We start from the raw sequence: 19753 nt of genomic DNA, 5'->3' as shown, positions 1-19753 counted from the left end.
TCCAAAGAAAAAATGATCCAAAAGCCAGGAATACTAAGAGAATAATCAGTGTGCAGTAGGGTTTATGTCTCCAGAATCGTTAATCTAGCTAAGTGATAGTCTGAGGTCGTTGTACATTAAGCACAGCACAAAAGCTCAAAGGAAGTGACCGAAGACAATTCATGGCAGAGTTAGTAAAAGGATGGGGACGAGGAGGAGCAACAATTGCAGAACAAGAACTAGGATGGAATCGACGGACAATTCGTAAAGGGATGCAGGAGTTAGAGCATGGAATGTCAATACCTGGATTTCTCACAAAGAGATAAAAAAAGGGTCAAAAACTGCGAAAATGTATATAGAATAAGCATATTTTTTACTCTTGTACTTTTAATATAAAAGAATTGAATTTACTTCCATCCTACAAAAAAAGCAACACATCCTATAATACGGATATTATAAGTACGAAAGTATTCTTTAAGAATGGTTTCTAAATCTTCATGTGTATCATTTATGTTACCAAATATTCCTTTAGCATTATATGTACGCATTAATTGTCTGGCAAAAAAATTGTGTAATACTCCTTTGCCAAGAATAGTTGTTCCAAATATCACACCTCCATTATTTAGCGAATTATTAAGATTTCTGAAAACCACAGCTTTATTTAAGATGCTATTACCAGGAAGACAATGTAACAAGTAGTTTAGTCCAATGGAATCAAAAGTTAACTCTGAAGGTAATGGTTGGAAAATATCAGCAAGCAAAGTAGTTGGATTGTATCGATGTATCCGCTGTGCAGTATATTCGAGACTATTAGGATTTAAATCAACTAAGGTAATAATAGGATTAGAATGAGGAAACTTACAATTATCTAAAAAATAACCAGTTCCTACTCCGACATCTAAATGTTTAGCCGAGATGTTTTGGTTATAAAAGTCAAGAATTAATTGAGTTGGGCATCTCCAAAAAAATGTATTTGATAAACCTAATACAAAAAAATCATAAGTCGTTAAAAGTGATTTATTGTAAATAGCTGCGCCGGAAGTTGTATCAATAGTAATTTCCGATTTTTGAGTAGAATTATCTTTCATGCTTCTTCAGTAATATTTCTAGCATTAGTAGCTAATATATCACTGAGTTCCTCAAATTAAGACAGCGATTATAATCGGGTATTTTCGGTATACTACCAGTTATACACGGGAGCTTTTGCTTCTTCAAAATCAAGCACTCCTCCAATTCTTGCCGTGCACGTCGGTCAACAGGAGCATTCTACTAAAAAGAGGATTTATTACTGGTAATATTTTTTACAATACAACCTCATTTCCTACTTTAGCTTCAGTTTGACCTTTCTGCCCCACAGCTTCACACCAAGCTGAAGCAAACCATCCATCGGGGTGCTGACTCAATTGTCGCAAAGCACGGCTCATAGCTGTAATTGATTCTTCTGTAGCCCAATTGTTTTGCACAACTTGATCAACTTTTGCAAAAGCTTCGATTATTAGTGCTAGATATTCTGTAACAGAACTTAAAGATTCATTACACTGATAAGAAGCAGAAGCTTTAATATTAGTAAATCCAGCTTGGCGCAGCAATCCAGATAACTCTCTACCTACATAAGGATTGCCAGAATTCTGCTGTAAAATCCATTTAAGATAAGCGATCGCTTGATCCAATTGTGGTGTAGTAGGTGTGATTAAAAAGCCACCCCAGTCAGGACTACGAAGACCTATTGTTCCTCCTGGTTTGAGTACTCGCCACAGTTCTTCTAATGCGAGTGCAGGTGACTGAAGATGTTCAAACAAAGCATGGGAAAAGATAGCATCAAACGAATTGTCTAAAAAAGGTAGAGCGTAAATATTCGCCTCCAGAAAATTAGTATTTTTGATATCTTGAGTTACAGCATTTTCAGCAGCTATACGAATTTGAGAAGCTTCTTTGTCAATACCTGTAACTGTACCTGGAGCTACAATTTTAGCTAACCCCATTGTAATTGTACCGGGGCCACAGCCTATATCCAGCAATTTCATCCCTGGATATAGGTAAGGCTTAAAAAATCCAGCATGGCTATCCAAGGTTCGATACGCCATGAAATTAATTGTATTGCTGGAATAACCTGGAGTGTACTTCTCTGACATATATCTAACCCCTTTTGATAATTACGTATGTTTTATACTTCAGATCGGTGACCCAAGCAAAGCAATTGTGAGGCGAAAAATTACAGTGCTGTTTTCTCAATTTACTAAAGGGAGGCACAAAACAAGTCACAGACAGTACTCACTATTCATTGGCATGGCAGTTTTCCACAATGGCTTCATCTTGCGACATCTGTTGCAATATAAAAAACCACAATTTTAACCGCACTGAAGATTTATTAGTGATTGCCGACTTACTTATCTAAACAGAGTCCAATACTGGTTCTCCCTAAGCTTAGAGTGATGCGATCGCTGTTATTAAGTTAGCATAAGGTAATGGTAGCAATGCAACGAGAGTATTAAATTGCAGATGTTACAGATGGCGATATCTGAGAGAAAACTAAATGCAAGACCCTGTGTTGAAAACATTGGCTGTAAATTGTTAGTCGAATACTCTTGTGTCAAGCGCACTTACACAAAAGCTGATCGACGTGGCCGATTAGTCAGCAGACATTGAGTTATTGCCCAAACAGAAGAGACGTTTATTTACTTTGTAATGAACCGTATTATAGTCAGGTCACTGGCATAAAAGTTGATTCATCAAAACTTTTCAAACGTCCTAGCTATCAGCATTTCTAAAATATTTCATGCAATTGAATCTAAAAATAATCCATTCTTTATCAAAAAATAAATCATTGAAGTTGTAAATAAACAAATTTAAAATATTTTTAGGACTTACGCAAAAATTGCTAAAAAGCTTAATTTATCGAACCGCCAAGACGCCAAGAGCGCTGAGAATTCGTAGAGTGTGCGTAAGTCCTAATTTTATAATAATGGTTCAAAATTAGATTAAATAATGTTGAAAAAGCATATTGTAAAGCATTTGCTTAGAAAGCTATATATTTGCGCTGTAAGAATAAATAAAAAATAAAAAATGATTGACTTTAGCCTGACTCAAGAACAGCAAAAGTTGCAGTCACTTGCGCGTGACTTTGCTCAAAATCAGATTGGGCCTATTGTTGAGATAATCGAAGGGTCTAACAATCTAGAGATGGAACCTTGGGATTTCTGCAAACAGGTGTTTTATAAAGGGGCTGAATTGGGATTCACATCCTTAATGGTTCCAAAAGAGCTAGGAGGTGTGGGTGGAAAGTGCATAGACTTGGCTATAGTGTTAGAAGAAATAGGCGCTGTTGATGTCAGCATTGCTTGTAGTTACTTTAATCTCACCGCAGCGATGTCGCTGTTTGTCAGCAGAGCAGGAACCCAAGAACAGCAAGAACGAATACTATCTTTTGTCAAATCAGGAAAACCACATCTATTCAGCGCCGCAGAGAGTGAACCTAATGTTGCCACCTCCGATATCTTCTGCCCGTTCCCAGATTCCAATATTGGGATGAAGACCTTTGCAGCACGCCAGGGCAATGGATACATCCTCAATGGAACAAAATCCTCCTTAGTTACAAATGCTGGAATTGCGGATGCCTATTTTATCATTGCCCGTACAGCAATGGATAAACCATTGCGCGAAAGTTTGTCTATCTTTTATGTTCCAACAGATACACCTGGAATTAAGTTTGGCAAAAAGACACAGATGATTGGTTGGAAAGCCTCGCATCATGCAGAGATTTGCCTGGATAACGTCCTAGTCCCTGCACAAAATCTGATTGGACTTGAAGGGGAGGCAGGAAAACTATTGATGTTGGTTCCAGAAGTAGCTATTGGGCTGGCAGCTTCTTATGTTGGTTTGGCTCGTGCTGCTTATGAGTATGCTTTGAATTATGCCAAGCAAAGAGTTAGTTGGGGTCGTCCGATTATTGAACATCAGGCAGTGGCTTTAAAGTTAGCCGATATGATGATTAATACCCAGGCTGCACGACTGGTAGTATGGGATGCTGCCCTTCAAGCAGAAACTTCTCCTCAACTTGCCACCACAGTCAAAGCACCAGCCGCCAAAACTTTTGCAGTGGATGTTGCAATCAAAAACGCACAAACAGCAGTTGAAATTCTTGGGGGCTATGGGGTGATGCGAGAGTGTTTGGCTGGCAAGTTTCTTGCCGATGCAACTATCGGTTATTCCTGCGACTTTACACGAGAAGTTTTGCGCCTGGGAATCGTGAATTTTTTGTAATGGTTGGTTGTATGCCTTGGATGCAGAGATTAACCTCAAGCCAAATATGAACCGCGAGCAACTACTGAATGCGATCGCCAATGCAGTTTATCATGCGACAGGCAAACGCATTCGTGAACTGCCTATTACGATCAACAAACTGTTATGACAAAACGGGAGCAACACGATTTTCTGAAGTCGGACAAAAAAAGAGCGATGCCTTCTCTGCGAGACGCTACGCCAACGGCAGGTTACACCTACGCGTCATCTTGATAGGTATCATTCATTCTTGCCTCATAATTTCAGTGTAATTGTTTAAATTTATACTTTTTCTGAGATTTTTAAGTATAATTTCTAATTGACAAAAAGAATAATTTCTTAAACTATCACCGATGCCCCTGACCTCGTAGAGCATCGAATGCCTGTTTCCAGGTTTCTTGCCAGCGAAAAGGAAATAAACCAAAGTAAGTTTTTAGCGATCGCTGTGGTGCTTTGATCGCATCACAAAACATCTGTCCGATTGAAGTAACTTCCACCACACTGGGACGGAAGTAAAGCGCAAACAATGAAATGCGTTACCATCCCTTGCGGCGGTTGTCTTCATTGTCCTTGATCGTCTCCAAGGTATCGTCCCTTGCATGAAACAGTAAGGCATAAGGATCTAATTGGACAATTTCTGGTGGCTATACTCTAATAGCTGTTGTACCGAAAGAACATCATCAGTATTCAAGCAGGAATACATAACACGTTTTCCCGATTTCAGTGGGGACAGCAAGGTTTTAGTGTTAGCGATTGCATTTTGAAAATATTAATCAAGTCGAGTTGATAAGTCGCTCTAAATGCATATTTTTATTCAGTCATCAGAGATAACTCATTTTGATAGTACATGAGTATTATAAAGAGAGGAATATGTTTAAACCTGTCTCAAAAATTGAAGTGAAGGAATCGACAGCAAATGGCAATTGAAGAACTACGAAAAAACGACATGATGGCACACCTGCTTGATTCCCTTGATGCAGGTAAAGATATTGGTCATTACGGAAGGTTAATATTTGCAATGGTGGCGCGTCATTTTTTAAGTGAATCTGAATTAATTAATTATCTTCACAAAGACAAAGACTTCAGCGAAGAACAAGCGCGTTCACTGTATCTACAAGTGCAGGGTAAAGATTATAATCCTCCTCGACGAGAACGCGTTCTTCAATGGCAATTACAACAAGATTTTATTATTTGCCCTAATGCCGATGACCCAGATGCTTGTAATGTCTACAAGGACTTACAGTTTCCTGAAGAAACTTATGAGCATATTTCTGAATACCACGAGCAAAAAGCCTGATACATTATCCACTGGTGTCAAATTAAGACATCAGCCCAGATGTTAACAAAGCGAGCAGCCGTTCGTCGGTGACGTTGACGGACGGCTTTAACCAAGCCCATCGAACGATAATGTTCGACAAGCTAACGAATAAATTATAACTTAAAGTAAAGTAAAAATGCGTAGTAAAATAAATATAAACTGCGAAACACCATTTGTACGGAAATGCGTTCAATAGGCTGTCGTAGAGCGATTGCTACATCAACTGATAATTTCTTGAGAGTGAGTTTCCAGCAGTCGGTTAGTTTGTTCTACTAATACTCTGTCACATCAACTTTGCGGAGTAAACCAAGTTTTAGAACCTCTCTTTTCCTCCTCCTTTGCCTTCTCTGTGCCTCTGTGGTTTGTTCCCTTACCCCTCAAACTTTGTATGACAGAGTACTAGATTCATCTCATCATAGATGCCTGCGACTATGCCGCAGTGGTCAATATCCTGTACCCTGATATCTGATGGTGATGCTGTCATGCTTCTAAAATGCAGCATTTAGGTCATTTTTAAAATACAGCATTTATGATCGCACTTGCGGAATCTGGGTTATAGAGCAATACGCTTGGGTTAAGGCTAAAACTCTTTGTCAAAGTCAACAGTTCGGCTTCGCTCACTGTTGACCTTGAGCGTTCGCGTAGCGTTTCGTAGAGAAGCCGAAGGGTCAATTTTTTTTACGAACCGCAAAGGACGCAAAAGACGCAAAGAGAAGGAAGAAATGCTTAACTGAACTGTATTAGGTTATAGAGTTTCTCTAATGGTTAAAATAGGCGATGGTTAAATCAAATATAAAATTTTCTGATTTGGTGCGGGTTTTTGTCTATGGCACGCTTAAACCAGGTGAAGCTAACTATAAAAAATACTGTGCTGACAAACTAGTTGATTTTAAAAGAGTCTTTGTACAAGGCAAATTGTTTGCTTTGCCAATGGGCTACCCAGCGATGACGCTAGGGGATAGCCAAGTTTACGGATATTTACTCTCTTTTTCTAACCCAAGGATTTTAAATGATTTGGATGTGCTAGAAGATTACCAACCCACTAGACAACCACCAGAAAACCTCTATAATCGACAAATTATTGAGGTTTATGAGCCACAGTCGCTCTCTCTGGGTTGGGCTTGGGTTTATCTGATGACTTTAGACCGAGTTGAGCAACTAGGAGGCTTCCTCCAACCTGACGGCTGGTGGAGTGGCTGTGGTTTAACCGCAAAGTCCAGTTATGATCTGTGAACTGTTAATGCGATTAGTTTATGTCCTGTTTGGGGTCGTGTCGTTGCGGCTGTACCTGATAAATTGAATTTTCTGGAGAAGCTACTGCTGCTTTAGGAATTTCAATTACCGGGTTATTTAGTCCCACCATCAAAGGGGAAGGTGGAATTATAGACGCTGAGGATGTTTGTATGGGTTCTATTTCTGGTCGTTGTGCCAGTTGCGGCGCTCTCGAACCAATAGGTACTAAGCTAGATACTGCACCAATTACACAAGCAGCGACGGCTACACTTCCCGCCATCCAGTTTAAACGGGAACGACGGCGCAAACGTGTTAATACTTGACCAACTGTTGCTTCTGGTGACTGTTGGGCTGTTGGTACTGGGAGAGTTCGCAAGCCTTGGCGCAGCTTTAAAAGTCGGGCATACAAGCATTGAACTGAGGTATCATTTGCCAGCCATTCTTCTACTTGCCTGCGTTCGGCGGCTGTGACTTCACCATCGAGATAAGCACTCAATAACTCGAAGCGATCGCGCTTCACCATATCCATAAGACCCGTTGATTCATTGGTATGCTTGGCCATTCCATCTGACAAATCTTGAGGAAGTTGCAAAGGAGAACGGTCGTAAAACTGAGAATCAGTAGTCATCTTAACATTATTACCAATTCATACACGGGTAAACTGGGCGGGAGATTCGCAGAAATTAGCCAATTTTCCTCCTCAGGGCAGAAGCGATCTACGTCTTTGGTGTAATTCTTAATCAATCCTTAAATTCTGCCATTGGGCAGAAGCAAGAGACTGTAAATTAGCAATCTAGATAATTCTGCAAGTGAGCTTGCAGCCTCGATCTAGCTCTGGCTATTCTTGACTTGACAGTTCCTAGAGAAACTCCAGTGATTTCGGCAATTTCTTCATAAGCCATGCCTTCGATTTCTCTCAGGACAATGGTAGTACGAAAAACTTCTGGTAAATCCGCGATCGCTTCTCGCAGTTGTTCGTAAAATTCTCTAGTTGTCAGTTCTTCTTCAGGGCCAGGGGTATCGCCAGCGATTTCCCAATCCATTTCGCCGTCCTCTAAGGAACGGGGAGCATCCAGTGATAAAGGACTCATAACCCGCTTGCGTTTCCGCAACTCGTCGTAAAACAAGTTGGTGGCAATACGGCTTAACCAGCCCCGAAATTTGGCAGGTTCTTGTAATCGGTTAATATTCCGATATACTCGAATCCAAACTTCTTGAGCCAAATCGGCTCTGTCAGGCCAATCTGGAGCCAGGTGGTATAGAACTCTATCAACTTGACTTTGATAACGGCGTAATAGTTCTGCAAACGCAACACGATCTGGTCGCAGTCCGGCTTGACAGCGCAAAATTAAATCGTGGTTAGGGAGTTTGTCAACTTGCACTGATGCTTCTGAATATTTGGCATCAACCGTTGACCAGGATACAGAGATCGACTGACTCATAGATCGTACTGGCTCTAAATCATCCCTATCTATTAGACCTGCTAATGGGACATAAGTTCCATGCTAAGGTGACGGATTTATGACTGGAACACTGAGGCAGACAATTTTGGATACATTTATTGCAATAACGAGGGTCACTTTTTCCTTATACTGCTGGCATAGTTACCCAAGACCCATAAACGAATAAAAGCGCGACAATATGCACATTTTGGTACTTTTCGCAACTGGGTATATACGCTTGATAAAAATAATTAAATCTGGTTATAAGGATGAAGAGAAAAATTTTGTAATTCTAACTTCTTAATACTTTTAAAGTTCAAGTATTAATTTCTGGAAGTTAGGTTGCTATGGTGACTATAATGGTGATTTATTTTTTTAATTTTGTTACCAGAATAGCTGTTGATTGTTCTGGTTGTAACCCGTAGGTAGCACCAGAGTGATGTTGCTCTGGTACCCGAACTTGAAAAATAAAATTGAGGGAAAATGTAATTGTGACTGCTAAGAATAGTTTTTCAAACATGGTTTTTCTCCCACCGACACCACTAATAATTGATTACTGCATTTCAAAAGTTGCACCAGAAAGTCCAAATATTGGCTTACAACCTCCACTTTGGAGGAATGAGGTTGGTCACTTGGAGTTTTGCAGCTGGGACAATTTGCATAGTATTAGTTTGCATAGTATTAGTTTGCCCAGAGGTGTTGGCAGATTTATAACAGAAATGATAAGTATTGATAAATTTTTGATGATCGGATGATGAACTCATCCAATTACTCGGCTGGATATGTCAGGGATAAATAATAGGCGATAGCAATGGCAAGAAATGAATCTATAGGGCGGATGGTAATGTTGGTCTTTGGCACAGCATTTTTATCTTTAGCTGTCCATTGGCGCATTACTACAGCAGAACGGCAGTTTGATAAGTCTGCATCTACTGCGATGCGGCGAGATTCTACCCTAACCAATCCTAAGAGAAGCCACCCAGAGGGAGTCTACAGGAATCTTTCCCAAGTTAGTTTAGGGGAAATTGCACTGGGTGCATCTGTGCCAGTTGATGAAGCCACACAAAGGACAACTGTCCAGAGGGTGTTTACACCAAAATCCTCTGTTATTAAGCCTCAAACTAAGTCGAAAGTAATTAATAAGAATCTAGCGAAAGCAAATAAGTCGAAAATAATTAAGAATAATGTCGCAAAAGAGGCTAATTTAAACGCAATTATTTCTCAAACTCAGCCGCAAATCATCAAAAAGAATGTAGCTAAAGAAACCGAATTACCAACTAAGACGCGCCTGGTGGCGCAAATAGAAAGAGAAAATCCAGTTACAGATAGTTGGCCAAAAAGTCTATGGTCTCAAGCTTCAGCCCAACAAGTACCAGCTAATAGCCTAGCAGATGCTAAGACACAAGTAGTGGTTGATTTAAGTGATCGCCGAACTTATGTATACGCAGGAGATGAGGTGATAGCCAGCTATCCCATTGCTGTTGGTAAGAAAGGTTGGGAAACCCCCACAGGTTCTTTCCAGGTGATTCACATGCGACACTATCCAGTTTGGCGTCATCCGATTACTGGCAAAGTATTTAAGGCTGGTACAGATAGTCCCTTGGGAGACAGATGGATTGGTTTTTGGTCAGATGGACGGAATGAAATTGGCTTTCATGGCACGCCTGATATTGACCTGGTAGGAACGGCTGTATCCCACGGCTGCTTGAGAATGCGTAATTCTGATGTCCGATTGTTATATGAGCAAGTCAGTATAGGGACAAAAGTGTTAGTACGTGATTAATTAATTAAGAGTCATCGTCATTTGGCTCATCATCTGGCTCGTCATTTTGCTCAAAATTAGGTGCGTATGTTTGGAGTAAAGCACTAATTTGGCGTTGAACCTCATTTTGAGTGTTTTTACCCAAGGCTTGCCGTTCTGGGAAGAAATTGGGTTGATCGAGGTAACGGTTGATCGCCTCACTTATTTGCTGAGAAATTAAGTCTTGCAGTTGTGCCTGAGCCGTTTGGCGCTGAAAGTTAGCACCTTCTTCTGTAGTAGCATACAAAGGTGGTAGCCTGTTGAGGGCGTAAGCAGCAATATCGCCGACATCTAAAGAACTTTCGCTGGTAGCTTCAATTTCTGCAACTCGGGCGATCGCTTCTGTCAGTACCAATTCTTCCATCACGTTAATGAATTGTTTGCGAGGTACCGCCACTACCTCACCAGTCAATAGCGCACCCATCAGCCGATCCAGCGCCATATACTCTTCAATTGAAAGTTCCGAGGCGTTATCACAGATTCTACCGACTTCTGCTTCCATTGCTGGTGTCAAATAACCGTCTTGGAGAGCTTGTTCGACAATTTTTTCGATACTCATAATGCTTATTATTATTTATGTTAGCCAAGCAAGGTAGGGACGGTATCAATCCAATTTATTTTGGATAATTCTCAGCAAAAAAATACAAATTATCCACAGACGCGATTGACTTTGCCTCTACTACTTAACGACCTTAGTTCGCCAAGGTGTTGGATCAACAGATTGTCCGTTGACATACAGACCCCAGTGCAAATGTGGCCCCGTAGCAGCACCTGTTGAACCTACTGCGCCAATTAGTTGACCAGCTTTCACAAAATCACCTTCTTTAACGTTAATACGACTAAGGTGCATGAAAATACTGGTTACTCCTTGACCGTGGTCAATGCCAACTACGTTACCGTGTATCCGAAATCCTTGGGATACTCTACCTACCAAAGCAACTCGCCCAGAGGCTGGGGCAATTACCGGTGATCCGGCAGCACCAGCGTAGTCAAGACCACGATGATAGTAGTCTTTTGCAAATGTACCATTATAGTAGCGACGTACACCATAGTTTGTACTCATCCGCCCTGCATTTGGCTTCAGAAATATTCCATTCCAATACTTTTCTGGTGTTTGTAGTGCCTTGAAAGCTGCTACCCGCTTGAGTTCATACTCTGTGGCATCCACTCCGGCTTTGCCAGGTGGCAAAGTAATGCGTTGTACGGGGAACTTGCGATTAAGCACATTCACTGTTAAGTTTTGTACTTGACCATCACCTGTAACCCGAAGTGTTCTAGCTCCAGCTTTTTCTAATGGTGTTGTGGGAACAAAAGCCCGATACTGATTAGGCGCAATCTCAAAGGCTGGGTATGTATTTTTACCACTAGCTACTGTTGGATTTGTCCTATTATGGGGATTATCTCGATTAATCTCCACCGAGATTGTATCCCCTAATCTAGGATTAGTTGGAGTCACCTTTACTTGTAAAGCATTTACAGGCAATGCCAGGGTTAAAGGAAGAATAGCAAATATTCCCCTCAACACATTTATTGCTTTAACATTAAAATCGAGCAACTTCTTGTTTGAACTACTAGCGCTATTTTCAATAATCATAGAGCTACAAAAATCCCTCACTTGTGTTGGAAAATAGACTAGCTTATTTTTACTAGTGTTTCCTGTTTTAAGTAAATGTTGTTGAAAACCATAAATATAGGACTAATATTTGATTTATGAAAAAGCTCGGTACAACTCGAAAAGCCTAATTCCCTATTCCCCACTTCCCGCTTATCGCGCTTGCGCTGCACTTCTGTGCGAGAGAGACACTCTAAGCTGATAGTTTTACTTTTGATTTGAGTTTGCCATCTTCCATGTGAACAATGCGATCGGCAATATCTAGGATGCGGTTGTCATGAGTAACCATCAAGATGGTACAGCCTTGTTCTTTTGCCAGTTTTTGCATGAGATTGACTACATCTCGTCCCGATTGACTGTCAAGGGCGGCGGTGGGTTCATCGGCTAGGATTATTTGAGGATGACTAACTAAGGCACGAGCGATCGCTACTCGTTGTTTTTGTCCCCCAGACAGTTTATCAGGATAGTAATGCAAATGATTTCCCAATCCTACCTGTTCTAGCATTTGGGCTGACCTAGCTAGCATCTTTTTTAAGCCAAGATGTTTATGCAATTCCAAAGCCATTTTGACGTTTTGGAGTGCTGTTAAACTACCATGCAAGTTATGTGCTTGGAAAATATAACCGTTACGGCGTCGCGCCTGCATTAATGTTTCAGGACTAGCACCACAAAGTTCTTGTCCCAACACCCGCAAACTACCAGATTGGGTAGAACGCAATCCACCCACTAAGGTGAGCAAGGTAGTCTTTCCAGAACCAGAAGGGCCAGTCATAATAATAATTTCACCGACGTTAATCTCTAAGTTGATGTTAGATAAAACTTGCTTACGGAGTGAGCCTTGACCAAAATGGTGGTCGAGATTCTGGATAAAGATGATGGATTGACTAGTCATAAATAGATCGATTACTCGTGACGATAGTCATTGGTCATTTGTCCTTTGTCCTTTGCAAATGACTAATGACTAATGACAAATGACAAATTTAAAACATATCAGCAGGATCGGTGGCTTGGAGCTTGCGGGTGGCGATCGCAGCCGAAATTGTACACATAATGATAGTCAGCAATAATACCTGCAATGCTCGAATCGCAGTCATGTACATGGGTAAATTTGTGGCACTGCGAGTCAGTTGGTAAAGTGCTAAGGACACTCCTAATCCGGGAAAGAAACCCAGTGCTGCCAATATCAACGATTCTTCAAGCACCACACCTAGCAGGTAGTAATTGCGATATCCCATTGCTTTAAAGGTGGCGTATTCCCGAACATGGGCATTAACATCAGTGGAAAGGACTTGATAGACGATAATCACGCCCACCACAAAGCCCATCGATACACCAAGGCTGAAGATAAAGCCAATTGGGGAATTTGTTCTCCAAAAGTTATTTTCAAATTCAATAAATTCGGCGTGGGTTAAGACTCTGACATCATCTTTTAGGTAGGCTTTCAATGTTGCTGCTACCTTTTTCGGGTCATAACCTGGTTTAAGAACAATCAAACCTAAACTGACACTGCTGGACTGTCGCCCAGAAAATAGCCGCAAAAAGTTTTGATCGCTGGTAATCAAATTGCCATCAGAGCCAAAGGAAGCGCCGACTTGAAATAAGCCACTAATGGTAATTGTGCGCCGTTCTATTTCGGTGGTTAGGGTTTTACCTTGGTCAATTTGAGCGATCGCTTTTTGATAATCTCCTCTAGCACCACGATCAAACAAGACGGCACCTGGTAGCTTGATTGTCTGCAATTGCTGGTTAACATCTGGTAAGTCAAAGGCTGGCTTATCTGGATTAAACCCAATAACTAACACCCCCGCCTCACGGTGTGTTTGGGGATTTTTCCAGATTGTGTTGTTGAAATACATTGGTTCTGCTGACTTCACGCCTGGTATATCCATTGCTTGGTAAAGTCGCCGCCGAGAAAATGTAGACAAGCTTGGCAGGTTACGGGCTTGGGGACTGGTTAAAACAATGTCTGCTTGCAAACTGCGATGTAGTCTAGTGTTACTGTCATACAGCGCAGTCTGAAAGCCTAGTTGCATGAACATGAGAAGATCAGCAAAGGCAATCCCTGACAATGCCACTAACAAACGGCTTTTTTCATGATTCAGTTGCAGCCATCCTAAAGGTGTTCTTCGTCGTAGTTGTTTGATCAATCCCATCATAAGAAGTGGGGAGTGGGGGAGCAGGGGAATGGAGTTCAAAGACTCATTCACGGAGTTCAAAGACTCATTCACGGAGTTCAAAGACTCATTCACGAGTATCAAAGACTCGTCAGCGAGTATTAAAGACTCATTCACGAGTATCAAAGACTCGTCAGCGAGTATTAAAGACTCGTCAGCGAGTATCAAAGACTCGTCAGCGAGTATTAAAGACTCATTCACGAGTATCAAAGACTCGTCAGCGAGTATTAAAGACTCATTCACGAGTATTAAAGACTCATTCACGAGTATTAAAGACTCGTCAGCCAATATTAAAGACTCATGCCCAATGCCCCATTCATAATTCAATTACTGTCTTAACTTGCATATTGGTTAAGGTGGCGGCTTTTCGGCTGGAGGCTTCATCTAGTCGGATATGGACTTCGACTACTCTGTTATCGATGTTGTTAGCAGGATCTGTGTTAATAACATTCTGCCGCCGCACTTGTAAGCTCTTGCGATCTACAATTCCCTGCAATTCAATCGAGAGGGAATCACCAAATACTCGCACTTGCTGCCCTGAATGCACTTTGCCGATATCGCTTTCGTAGACTTCGGCTATGACATACATCTGGTTTGTTTGTCCGATATCAGCAATGCCATCATTTGATATTAATTCGCCTGGATGGGTATGGATCTCAAATACCTGTGCATTTTGAGGCGATCGCACTTCGGACTGTTTTAGATTGACTTTTGCCAAATTCATGGCTGCTATGGCACGATTGACTTCTGCTTGGGCAGCTTCTACATCCACTCTTCGCACCTCAGCAATTTCATTGAGTGTTGCTGTGGCTTCTTTTACCTTTTGCTGGCTAGTTGATTGAGTCCGATTTAACTGCGCTTGTTCTTCTTGCAGGTTTTTTTGGGTGGTTTCCAAGTTTAAACGCTTGTTATCTCGTTGGGAGGCAGAAATTGCCCCCTGTTGATATAGCTGCTGATAGCGTTCATCTTCTGCTTGGGCGTTACGCACTTCGGCTTGGAATCGCTCAATTGTGGCTGCTTGGGCATTAATATCACCTTGGCGTTCTGCCTCTAAACGAGCGATCGCGGCTGTTTGGGCGGCAATTTCACCGGGTTTAGCACCTGCTTGGGTGCGGTTTAGGTTTGCCTGGGTTACTTTTACTTGTTTCTGTGCCTCATCTAATTCTGCTTGCAAGCGATCGCGGCTATTTAAAATCGCAATCACCTGTCCTGCTTTTACTCTATCCCCCTCCTTCACTAACAACTTTTCTACCCGACTTCCTTCCGCAGACACCGCAGCAGACAGTTTAATTACCTTTCCCTGTGGTTCAATCCGCCCTAAAGCTGTTACCGTTTTTAACTGTAGCAACTGTGTTGCTGGCACTTGTGCTTCTGAATTTGCGTAATTTTGCCAGCTTTTTAGTATATAAAAACTTATTCCGCCAATTGATAAAAATGCAATTATACCTATACCAACGGATAGACGCAGAATAGACTTAGGGAACGTTCTATACCCTAGCTTTGAGTTTCGCACCATAGATTACCTCTTAACTAGTGGCGCAGAAAAAACTAAATAGTTATTGTTAATTTTGCGATTCCGAGTTCATTAAAAATGGTCATTGTTAATAATTTACCAACCTACTGTGATTTAGCTTGGATAATAACAAGTTACTCTCCATTATTAATAGACTTATGTTTTTGATGGAAGATTTTTGTTTTTTCAAGTACTCAGGTATAGTAAATGTTTTCCAAGTCGCAGGTTGTAACAGTGCCAACAATTAGAGACAAATTCAGTCAAAATAACATTTTTATTAGAAAATACAAACAAATAAATTCTCATTTATAAATAATATCTTTAAATTTGAGATTTATATAACTTTGAGTGATATAAGAATCGTCTTTGATTTTTGAAATTATCTACGTGGTGTGCGAACGCGAGTAGCGTGTCGCAGACAAGCCTCTGTGCAAAGAGAAGCGTCTCGCACAGAAGCGCAGCGCAAGCGCAATAGGCGGGGAGTGGCTTGCCGTGACTTGTACGCTCGCTTGTCCTGAGTTTAGCCCGAGCTTGTCCTCTTGGTAGTCGTAAAGCCTGCGGCATAGCTACGCTTAGGGCGCAGCCTAAGAAGAGAAGGGCAAAGCCGAGGGGCGTAGTCGAAGTAGCGTAGTCGAACGGGAGTAGGGAATTAAGCTTTTCGAGTTGTACCGAGCTTAGAAACCGCGTCTATACAAAATAACCCGCGCAAGCGAGTTATCACAATAGGCTTAATTAGCTGAAACTTTAGCTTTTTGTTACTTCCAGCTTTTAGGTATTTTAAAGTTTTCCGGTAGGATTGTTGTGCGATCGCCAAGTGCCTGTTCAATTTGCTGTAATTCAAGGTTTTCACAGCCGCTCAAGTTTGCTCTAGAGAGGTTAGCTTCTTGGAAGTTAGCATCTTGCAGGTTGGCTGTACTGAGTAACACAGCTTCTAAGTTGGCTCCAGCAAGTTTTGCGTTTTGCAAGTTACTACCAATCAGGTTGGCATCTTGAAGGTTGCTATCCTCAAGGTTTACTCCTTCTAAGTTAGCATCACAAAGAATTGCTCCTTCTAAGTTGGCACCACAAAGGATTGCTCCTTCTAATTTGGCATCACAAAGGATTGCTCCTTCCAAATTGGCATCGTAAAGGACTGCTTTTGAGAGGTTCGCTTTTCTGAGGACTACGCCTTGAAGATTGGCTTCTGGGAGGATTGCTTTTTGCAGGTTGGCTTCATAGAATATTGATCCACAAAGATAGGTTATTGATAAGTCTGCTTCTGAGAGATTTGCTCGGGTGAAATTGACCCATTGCAAGTTAGCTCCAACGAGAATTGCCCTAGAAAGGTTAGCTTCGGTTAAGTCTGCATTACTGAGGTCTGTATTGCGTAAATCTAGTTTTTGATTTACCGGATCTTTATGTGAATCGCGTCGTCCAATCACAGTCAAGGCTGTTTGAATATCTGTAGGAAGTTTTGATGAGTTGTGTAACTCGTCCTCATATTTTTGATTTATTGGGGCATTCTGGCGGATAAACGCAGCGAGAATTTCCATAATTGTCCAATGGTCTTTGTGAGAATCTTTGGCAATTCGCTCTAAAGCATAAATTGCGGCAAACCGCGTTTCAATCTTTTCATTTCCCAACTGTTCAATTGCTTTAGAAAAACGTTCTGGAACTATTTCTTCTAAAGTTTCTTGGGTATTCTTAATGTCAGTTACAATGTTGTTGTCCCAAATTAGTGTCCTAGCAAGGAGTTTGGTGAATACACTCTGATTTTCACAAAAAGAGAGTCTGGAAGTATAATAAGCATTAATTATTAATGCTAATCCTACAATGATAATGGCAACAGTTGTTAATGCTTGATTAATATATTCTATTTTTTGTTGATTTGTAAATCCTGCAATGTTTTCAAAGAATGAAAATATTAGAGTTAATGTGAAAATAAATATAATTGAGATAAATACAAACAAAGTCGTGAGTCCATTTGTCTTTATGAAAGACATGTCATAAGTCTTCATATCTGACCCCTTACGGAAATAATTTTAGGTTGATTTTAAGAGGATATGCAAGGTTATGATAGAGTACAAATACGTAACTACTTAACAGATTCTTAAATCTATCCCATAGAAATTATCTATAAAATCTTTGATAACTTATTTTTCAAACATCCCCTGAACTGGGGTGGTTAGTGGTAGAGACATAAGATAGTTGTGCCTAAAGGGAAGATATTCTACGCAATTGAAACGCTTACTGCAAGGCAAAGTCACACATGCTTTAATTTTGAGCTTTCTGACTGTAATGAAATAGTAGGTTTATTTCCGCCGTCTTGGACTAGATTAGAAATCGCCATCAGTAATTCCTCTGGTGCTACAGGTTTAACGATGTACTGTTGAAAGCCTGCTTTTAGTGCTTGCTGCTGATTGATTTCGCCTGCATAAGCAGTCAGAGCGATCGCTGGAATCTGTTTTTCTCCTATTTCTGCTTCTAGAGTCCGCACCTGTTTTATCAGCATATAGCCGTTCATCTCTGGCATCCCAATATCGCTGAGTAAAATATCTGGCTTTGACTGTGTTAGCGCTTGTAATGCTTCATCTCCTGATGCTGCTGTAGTGACGATCGCTCCAAACTGTTGCAGCACAAAGCTGAAAAAGTCGCGGGTATCAGCATTGTCATCTACAATCAGAACTTGTAAACCCATCAGGGGAGAAGAGGCAAAAACGGCTGTTGAGGAATCAGTGTTGGTATCATCCATAATTGTTGCAGATTCCTTGAGCCGTGGTAACCTAACTGTAAAGATAGCTCCTTTGTCCTCGCCAAGACTTTCGGCCCAAATTGTTCCACCGTGCATTTCGACTAGGTGACGAGCGATCGCTAAACCTAACCCTAGCCCACCAAACTTTCTAGTTGTTGTACTGTCAGCCTGACGGAAATAGTCAAACACATGAGGTAGAAAGTCAGGATGAATGCCCTTACCTGTATCGCTCAGAGTAATCTGCACTTGAGCGTCGATGCACTCTAATCGCACATTTACTTTTCCCCCAGTGGCTGTAAACTTGACGGCATTCGATAACAAATTCCATAAGACTTGCTGTAAACGGGCTGAATCACCCAAAACTTTCCCCTGCAGATCAAGTTTTGTCTCAATCTCAATGGTTTTTGCCTCTGCTGCTAAACGCACTGTTTCCATTGCAGCTTCAATGGTGAATGCCAGATTGACTGGCATCATCTTAAGGTTGAGTTTGCCTTGGAGGATGCGAGAAACATCTAGTAAATCTTCAATTAGTTGAGCTTGTAATTTGGCATTGCGTTCAATAGTTTCAAGAGCTTTTTTAAGCTCTGTCTCATCAAATTTACGGCTTTGCAACAGTTTTGTCCAGCCGATAATCGGATTTAGTGGCGATCGCAATTCATGAGAAAGTACTGCCAAAAACTCATCTTTGATCCGGTTAGCAGTCTCTGCTTCCGCCCTGGCTCTCTGCTCAAGTTGCAAAAGGTGATCGCGTTCTGATTCAGTGCGCTTGCGATCGGTGATATCAGTTAACATAGCGATCGCGCCTAAGAACTCATTTTGTTCATTCAAAATCGCTCTCGCAGAAATCAGCGTCCATATGTACGAACCATCTTTGCAGTGCAATCGAGCTTCTTTAAGATCGCTCCCTTCTTGCTTGTGCCACTCCAGTTTCTCTTGGGCTGCTACCCCATCAACGCGATCAATAAAATTAAACATAGAACGACCGAGCATTTCTTCTGCCGGATAGCCCAACATCTCACAGAGGCGTTGATTCACAAACTCTGTTCGTGATTGAGAGTCAATCATCCAGATTCCCTCATAAGAAGTATCAACAATTTGGCGATACTTGGCTTCACTCTTTTGTAACGACTCTTGTGCTTGCTGGCGCTCCCGGCGCTCATTAGCTTCCCGTAAGGCCCGTTGCACTGAGGGAACTAACCGCCCTAATCGTTGCTTTAATACATAATCGGTTGCACCATTCTTCAAGGCTTCGATCGCTAATTCCTCACCCAATGCGGCAGAAACAAAGATAAAAGGAACATTAGGAGTGCGATTTCGGGCAATTTCTAAAGCAGAAATTCCATCAAAAGATGGCAGAATATAATCGGCAAGAATTAAATCGAAAGTCTCTGCTTCCAAAGCAGCCAGGAAATCAGCACCAGTTTCAACTCGTATTAGTTCGCAATTAATTCCGCTTTCAGTTAACATCGCTTCGGTAAGCTCTGCATCTAACAGACTGTCTTCCAAAAGCAAGAAACGCAAGACATTCATCAGTTCTTCTCCTGTTGACGATGAGGTGCTGGAGGTAGAGCCCCAACAGGGCAGGGCTAATTTATTGTGATGAGAGAAAAATTAGGGTAGCCAGAAATTAGATACACTAAATCTTTATAGCGGCTGATTTGATTTTTCTACT

Annotated in this window: 16 protein-coding genes and 2 pseudogenes; 5 read left to right on the top strand and 13 right to left on the bottom strand. The window is 41.3% G+C overall.

Translation table 11 applies throughout. From position 1 onward, the window contains the following. Positions 1–100: 100 nt before the first annotated feature. Positions 101–290: pseudogene (locus tag V7L20_RS20365) on the top strand (ISAzo13 family transposase); the annotation flags it as partial. Positions 291–386: 96 nt separating this feature from the next. Here the strand turns inward: V7L20_RS20365 and V7L20_RS20360 are convergent. Together V7L20_RS20360 and V7L20_RS20355 are read right to left on the bottom strand one after the other, a co-directional pair. Beyond that, positions 387–1067: a methyltransferase gene (locus V7L20_RS20360; RefSeq protein ID WP_334745829.1), complete on the bottom strand. Its 681-nt coding sequence runs from the start codon at positions 1065–1067 to the stop codon at positions 387–389. Between the two features lie 213 nt (positions 1068–1280). Continuing rightward, positions 1281–2111 carry a methyltransferase domain-containing protein gene (locus V7L20_RS20355; protein ID WP_334745828.1) on the bottom strand — a complete coding sequence of 277 codons (831 nt, stop codon included), beginning with the start codon at positions 2109–2111 and terminating at the stop codon, positions 1281–1283. A gap of 931 nt (positions 2112–3042) precedes the next feature. Between V7L20_RS20355 and V7L20_RS20350 the strand changes: the two genes are divergently transcribed. Continuing rightward, positions 3043–4239, top strand: a complete 1197-nt coding sequence (locus tag V7L20_RS20350; protein ID WP_334745827.1) for an acyl-CoA dehydrogenase family protein — start codon at positions 3043–3045, stop codon at positions 4237–4239. Between the two features lie 374 nt (positions 4240–4613). Here the strand turns inward: V7L20_RS20350 and V7L20_RS20345 are convergent. Beyond that, positions 4614–4901 (bottom strand): annotated as a pseudogene (locus V7L20_RS20345) (DUF4336 domain-containing protein); the annotation flags it as partial. A 272-nt stretch (positions 4902–5173) separates the two neighbouring features. Here V7L20_RS20345 and V7L20_RS20340 point away from each other — a divergent pair. Together V7L20_RS20340 and V7L20_RS20335 are read left to right on the top strand one after the other, a co-directional pair. Continuing rightward, entirely contained in the window at positions 5174–5554 is a 381-nt protein-coding gene (locus V7L20_RS20340; RefSeq protein ID WP_334745826.1) for a hypothetical protein, read from the top strand. Positions 5555–6352: 798 nt separating this feature from the next. After that, positions 6353–6808 (top strand): gamma-glutamylcyclotransferase family protein, encoded by a 456-nt coding sequence (locus V7L20_RS20335; protein ID WP_334745825.1) that lies wholly within the window; start codon positions 6353–6355, stop codon positions 6806–6808. A gap of 13 nt (positions 6809–6821) precedes the next feature. Here V7L20_RS20335 and V7L20_RS20330 read toward each other — a convergent pair whose 3' ends face one another. From V7L20_RS20330 to V7L20_RS20320, 3 genes are all read right to left on the bottom strand, one after another. Beyond that, a complete protein-coding gene (locus V7L20_RS20330; protein ID WP_334745824.1) occupies positions 6822–7436 on the bottom strand; it encodes an anti-sigma factor family protein in 615 nt (204 codons plus the stop codon). 157 nt (positions 7437–7593) lie between these two features. Further along, positions 7594–8250, bottom strand: a complete 657-nt coding sequence (locus V7L20_RS20325) for a sigma-70 family RNA polymerase sigma factor (protein ID WP_334745823.1) — start codon at positions 8248–8250, stop codon at positions 7594–7596. A 367-nt stretch (positions 8251–8617) separates the two neighbouring features. Beyond that, entirely contained in the window at positions 8618–8770 is a 153-nt protein-coding gene (locus tag V7L20_RS20320; RefSeq protein ID WP_334745822.1) for a hypothetical protein, read from the bottom strand. A gap of 291 nt (positions 8771–9061) precedes the next feature. Between V7L20_RS20320 and V7L20_RS20315 the strand changes: the two genes are divergently transcribed. Next, positions 9062–10033, top strand: a complete 972-nt coding sequence (locus V7L20_RS20315) for a L,D-transpeptidase (RefSeq protein ID WP_334745821.1) — start codon at positions 9062–9064, stop codon at positions 10031–10033. Between the two features lie 4 nt (positions 10034–10037). Here the strand turns inward: V7L20_RS20315 and V7L20_RS20310 are convergent, their stop codons facing one another. The 7 genes from V7L20_RS20310 to V7L20_RS20280 all read right to left on the bottom strand — a co-directional run bounded on the left by V7L20_RS20310 (position 10038) and on the right by V7L20_RS20280 (position 19611). Further along, the gene (locus V7L20_RS20310) at positions 10038–10610 is read right to left on the bottom strand and encodes a late competence development ComFB family protein (protein WP_334745820.1); all 573 of its coding nucleotides are present in this window, start codon (positions 10608–10610) and stop codon (positions 10038–10040) included. 120 nt (positions 10611–10730) lie between these two features. Beyond that, positions 10731–11645 (bottom strand): M23 family metallopeptidase, encoded by a 915-nt coding sequence (locus V7L20_RS20305; protein WP_334745819.1) that lies wholly within the window; start codon positions 11643–11645, stop codon positions 10731–10733. Between the two features lie 211 nt (positions 11646–11856). Further along, entirely contained in the window at positions 11857–12555 is a 699-nt protein-coding gene (locus tag V7L20_RS20300; protein WP_334745818.1) for a DevA family ABC transporter ATP-binding protein, read from the bottom strand. A gap of 88 nt (positions 12556–12643) precedes the next feature. Then, a complete protein-coding gene (devC, locus tag V7L20_RS20295; protein ID WP_334746023.1) occupies positions 12644–13816 on the bottom strand; it encodes an ABC transporter permease DevC in 1173 nt (390 codons plus the stop codon). A gap of 337 nt (positions 13817–14153) precedes the next feature. Continuing rightward, entirely contained in the window at positions 14154–15353 is a 1200-nt protein-coding gene (locus V7L20_RS20290; protein ID WP_334745817.1) for an ABC exporter membrane fusion protein, read from the bottom strand. Positions 15354–16105: 752 nt separating this feature from the next. Then, positions 16106–17332 carry a pentapeptide repeat-containing protein gene (locus tag V7L20_RS20285; protein WP_334745816.1) on the bottom strand — a complete coding sequence of 409 codons (1227 nt, stop codon included), beginning with the start codon at positions 17330–17332 and terminating at the stop codon, positions 16106–16108. A 260-nt stretch (positions 17333–17592) separates the two neighbouring features. Continuing rightward, positions 17593–19611, bottom strand: coding sequence for a hybrid sensor histidine kinase/response regulator (locus tag V7L20_RS20280; RefSeq protein ID WP_334745815.1), 2019 nt, complete (start codon positions 19609–19611; stop codon positions 17593–17595). Positions 19612–19753: the final 142 nt, after the last annotated feature.

It is taken from the genome of Nostoc sp., assembly GCF_036916735.1.
In the GTDB taxonomy this organism is placed as follows: Bacteria; Cyanobacteriota; Cyanobacteriia; order Cyanobacteriales; family Nostocaceae; genus Nostoc.
Note: the sequence above shows the minus strand (reverse complement) of the source record. Positions and strands in the feature narration are given on the sequence as shown.

Coding starts and splice junctions, on each gene's coding strand:
- V7L20_RS20360 (WP_334745829.1), bottom strand. CDS start 1,067: ATGAAAGATAATTCTACTCAAAAATCGGAAATTACTATTGATACAACT.
- V7L20_RS20355 (WP_334745828.1), bottom strand. CDS start 2,111: ATGTCAGAGAAGTACACTCCAGGTTATTCCAGCAATACAATTAATTTC.
- V7L20_RS20350 (WP_334745827.1), top strand. CDS start 3,043: ATGATTGACTTTAGCCTGACTCAAGAACAGCAAAAGTTGCAGTCACTT.
- V7L20_RS20340 (WP_334745826.1), top strand. CDS start 5,174: ATGGCAATTGAAGAACTACGAAAAAACGACATGATGGCACACCTGCTT.
- V7L20_RS20335 (WP_334745825.1), top strand. CDS start 6,353: ATGGTTAAATCAAATATAAAATTTTCTGATTTGGTGCGGGTTTTTGTC.
- V7L20_RS20330 (WP_334745824.1), bottom strand. CDS start 7,436: ATGACTACTGATTCTCAGTTTTACGACCGTTCTCCTTTGCAACTTCCT.
- V7L20_RS20325 (WP_334745823.1), bottom strand. CDS start 8,250: ATGAGTCAGTCGATCTCTGTATCCTGGTCAACGGTTGATGCCAAATAT.
- V7L20_RS20320 (WP_334745822.1), bottom strand. CDS start 8,770: ATGTTTGAAAAACTATTCTTAGCAGTCACAATTACATTTTCCCTCAAT.
- V7L20_RS20315 (WP_334745821.1), top strand. CDS start 9,062: ATGGCAAGAAATGAATCTATAGGGCGGATGGTAATGTTGGTCTTTGGC.
- V7L20_RS20310 (WP_334745820.1), bottom strand. CDS start 10,610: ATGAGTATCGAAAAAATTGTCGAACAAGCTCTCCAAGACGGTTATTTG.
- V7L20_RS20305 (WP_334745819.1), bottom strand. CDS start 11,645: ATGATTATTGAAAATAGCGCTAGTAGTTCAAACAAGAAGTTGCTCGAT.
- V7L20_RS20300 (WP_334745818.1), bottom strand. CDS start 12,555: ATGACTAGTCAATCCATCATCTTTATCCAGAATCTCGACCACCATTTT.
- devC (WP_334746023.1), bottom strand. CDS start 13,816: ATGGGATTGATCAAACAACTACGACGAAGAACACCTTTAGGATGGCTG.
- V7L20_RS20290 (WP_334745817.1), bottom strand. CDS start 15,353: ATGGTGCGAAACTCAAAGCTAGGGTATAGAACGTTCCCTAAGTCTATT.
- V7L20_RS20285 (WP_334745816.1), bottom strand. CDS start 17,332: ATGTCTTTCATAAAGACAAATGGACTCACGACTTTGTTTGTATTTATC.
- V7L20_RS20280 (WP_334745815.1), bottom strand. CDS start 19,611: ATGAATGTCTTGCGTTTCTTGCTTTTGGAAGACAGTCTGTTAGATGCA.